This window comes from Klebsiella sp. (assembly GCF_027492335.1).
Classification (GTDB): domain Bacteria; phylum Pseudomonadota; class Gammaproteobacteria; order Enterobacterales; family Enterobacteriaceae; genus Klebsiella; species Klebsiella huaxiensis.
Window position 1 is genome coordinate 1 of record NZ_JAPUEW010000014.1, and the last position, 3,166, is coordinate 3,166.

Below are 3,166 nucleotides of genomic sequence, written 5' to 3' on the forward strand. Positions count from 1 at the left end.
CTAGCTCTTTGGCTTCCTGATTCAATATTTTCGCAAATTCCCAGGCCAGTTTTTCGCGGCTTTTATAGTGGTCGTCATAAAGTGTATCAATCATGGTCATAGGCCCAGGTAACGCCCATTTAATCGGTTGTTTGGTGAGCTGGCGTAAAAACCGCGCGTCCTCAACAAAAACAGGTTTTTGGCGTTCAACAGCACCCGTGACGGTTGGGACGCTTGCTTCATAGCGATTACGAATTTTCACCACTTCACGTTTTGCAAAATCAACACCGCTGAGGTGCTCAATAAACGTTGTCACAAAGTGCTGACGCGTTTGCTCGCCATCGCTGACAATATCAATACCTGCACGTAATTGATCATACAGAGCCAAACTCAGCGCGTCCTTTTTCCCCTCAATTAACTCTTCATTTTGTAATTTCCAGGGAGACCATAGTTTCTCAGGCTCGGCGAGCCATGAAGGTTTGGGTAAACTGCCCGCAGTCGAAGTAGGTAATAATTTTTTCATAATAGTTGGCCTTATATTTTTAATTAAATAGCGTACTGAACAGACCACCTTTCGAGAATGTTCTTGTACGGTTTAATGAAGTTCTCTTCAGTAAATTTTCCCTGCTCAATAGCCAACTGGCTACGCTCTTCCCGGTCATAAACAATTTTTGTCAGTGAGTGATCCTGGTGATTCAGGTCAGGCTGATAGCACTGCCCTGCCGCAGAGTTAGCATTGTAAATCTCTGGCCGATAAATTTTCTGGAAAGTTTCCATCGTGCTAATGGTACTAATCAGCTCAAGATTAGTATAATCGCTCAGTAAATCACCTGAGAAATAAAAAGCCAAAGGTGCCACACTGTTTGCAGGCATAAAATAACGAACCTGCAGGCCCATTTTTTTGAAATAGCCCTCAGTCAATGATGTTCCATTCTGTTGGTATTCAATACCCAGCACAGGGTGCTCATTACCCATTCGATGGTAGGTATTTTTATTGGATACGCTGAGGCATATCACCGGCGGTTTGCTAAAGTTATTCTTGTACTCATTTGAGTTTACAAAACATTTAAAGATATTGCCGTGTAAATCACCAAAATTATCGGGAAGACTAAACGCTGATTGCTGTTTATTGTGTTCTAACAGCAATACGCTAAAATCATAATCTCTCACATAAGAAGAGAAGTTATTCCCTACAATGCCTTCAATACGTTCATTGGTTTTTTTATCAATGATATTCGTTTTCAATATTTCTATTACCGGAAAAGTGTCGCCATTAGCTTCGACACTCATCTCGACAGAAATGATTTCAAGCTCTAGCGAATAACGTTCGCCTTTCGGATTATCCCAGTACGCCAGCGTGTTGAAACGATTGTCAATCATCAATAAAGTGTTACGCAAATTCTGCTGGCGGTTTTGCCCTCTGGCTAAATTAGCAAAATTAGTTGTAATACGCGTATTTTCAGAAGGGTTATAGTTTTCATCGAAAATACTGCTCTTAATCGTAAATGTAAAATTTTTATTCATCGCAATTTTGCATCCTGAATCCTGACATGAAAACTGAATTTATACCCGTCATACTTCAAGTTCCATGGGCGTTGGCTCAGTCAGCGGTCTTCATGTTGCCAATAAGTTAATATGGTGTATTTTATGCCAGAGCCACTGGATGAGTGAAAGCGACTTAATTTCATTACAACATGAGCTATCTTCATGATCCTCTGTCGCTGATTTGGCGTCAGACCAATCCTGTTCACAATCTGCCTACCCCAGCTAATATGCCCTTAACGAATAAAACTGAAACAAAAAATTATTAACCGTCAGCATGTTAGCGCCAACCTCCAGAATTCATTAAATTTTTCATATGTTTTTTTCGAACAACTGGCCATTTTGCACAAATGTCCGGTTGCCCAATCCCGACGGCTGGACTAAGCCTGGAGAAGTTTTAACGTATCAATTCAACTTACCAGGAGATTTCCATGAGCAAACTTGGGATTAATGGATTTGGCCGTATTGGACGTTTGGTGCTACGCCGGTTGTTGGAAGTGGAAAGTTCTTTAGAAGTGGTGGCCATTAACGACCTCACCTCGCCAAAAGTGCTGGCCTACCTGTTAAAGCATGACTCTAACTACGGCCCTTTCCCATGGAGTGTTGATTTTACTGAAGATGCGCTTATCGTCGATGGCAAAAAAATCACCGTGTACGCTGAAAAAGAGGCTCAGCATATTCCGTGGAAAGCGGTGGGTGCCGAGCTGATCGTCGAGTGTACCGGTTTTTATACCTCCACTGAGAAAGCGCAGGCCCACCTGAGCGCAGGTGCGAAAAAGGTGCTGATTTCCGCACCGGCAGGCGATATGAAAACCATCGTTTACAACGTTAACGATGACACCCTGGCCGCAGACGATACCATTATTTCCGTCGCCTCTTGCACCACCAACTGTCTGGCGCCGATGGCAAAAGTCCTTAACGATGCGTTCGGTATTAAGCTAGGCACCATGACCACTATCCACGCCTATACTGGCACCCAGTCGTTGGTTGATGGTCCACGCGGTAAAGATCTGCGAGCTTCGCGCGCGGCGGCGGAAAACATCATTCCGCATACTACTGGAGCCGCGAAAGCGATCGGTCTGGTTATCCCGGAACTCAGCGGTAAATTAAAAGGCCATGCCCAGCGCGTACCGACCAAAACAGGCTCGGTAACGGAACTGGTCTCCGTACTGGCGAAAAAAGTCACCGCCGAAGAGGTCAATCAGGCGATGAAAAATGCGGCGGCGAACAATGAATCCTTCGGCTATACCGAAGAGGAAATTGTCTCGTCAGATGTGATTGGTAGTCATTTCGGTTCAATTTACGATGCCACGCAGCTTGAGATAGCCGAAGCCGGTGATGTTCAGTTGGTTAAAACGGTGGCCTGGTACGATAACGAATATGGCTTTGTCACCCAGTTGATTCGCGTACTGGATAAATTCGCAAAATAAACAGCAAGCGAGCAGCGGTTCCTTGCATGGCCTACAAAAACCGCACACGCCTCGTAACCCCATCGCCTCCGGGAAGATTCTGCAACACCTTGCACTCTTCCTCCCGGGGGCGGCGCAAAGCGCCTGCCCGGGCTACGGGACCGCAGACGGCTGAAAACTTGTAGATACTGTGAACGTCTGCAATCATTTTTAGTTGCCGGTGCTTTCTCCGGCTC

At 45.2% G+C, this 3,166-nt stretch carries 3 protein-coding genes; 1 reads left to right on the top strand and 2 read right to left on the bottom strand.

From position 1 onward, the window contains the following. Both QVF11_RS06045 and QVF11_RS06050 read right to left on the bottom strand, forming a co-directional pair. A partial coding sequence (locus QVF11_RS06045) for a uroporphyrinogen decarboxylase/cobalamine-independent methonine synthase family protein (RefSeq protein WP_462660253.1) occupies positions 1-502 on the bottom strand: 502 nt, incomplete at its 3' end. Between the two features lie 23 nt (positions 503-525). Beyond that, the gene (locus QVF11_RS06050) at positions 526-1,503 is read right to left on the bottom strand and encodes a DUF1852 domain-containing protein (protein WP_287855682.1); all 978 of its coding nucleotides are present in this window, start codon (positions 1,501-1,503) and stop codon (positions 526-528) included. A gap of 449 nt (positions 1,504-1,952) precedes the next feature. Here QVF11_RS06050 and gap point away from each other — a divergent pair, with 449 nt between their 5' ends. Next, the gene (gene gap, locus QVF11_RS06055) at positions 1,953-2,951 is read left to right on the top strand and encodes a type I glyceraldehyde-3-phosphate dehydrogenase (protein ID WP_182238375.1); all 999 of its coding nucleotides are present in this window, start codon (positions 1,953-1,955) and stop codon (positions 2,949-2,951) included. Positions 2,952-3,166: the final 215 nt, after the last annotated feature.

What these genes read in the sequence shown, in the direction of transcription:
- QVF11_RS06050 (WP_287855682.1), bottom strand. Translation starts at nt 1,503, where the DNA reads ATGAATAAAAATTTTACATTTACGATTAAGAGCAGTATTTTCGATGAA.
- gap (WP_182238375.1), top strand. Translation starts at nt 1,953, where the DNA reads ATGAGCAAACTTGGGATTAATGGATTTGGCCGTATTGGACGTTTGGTG.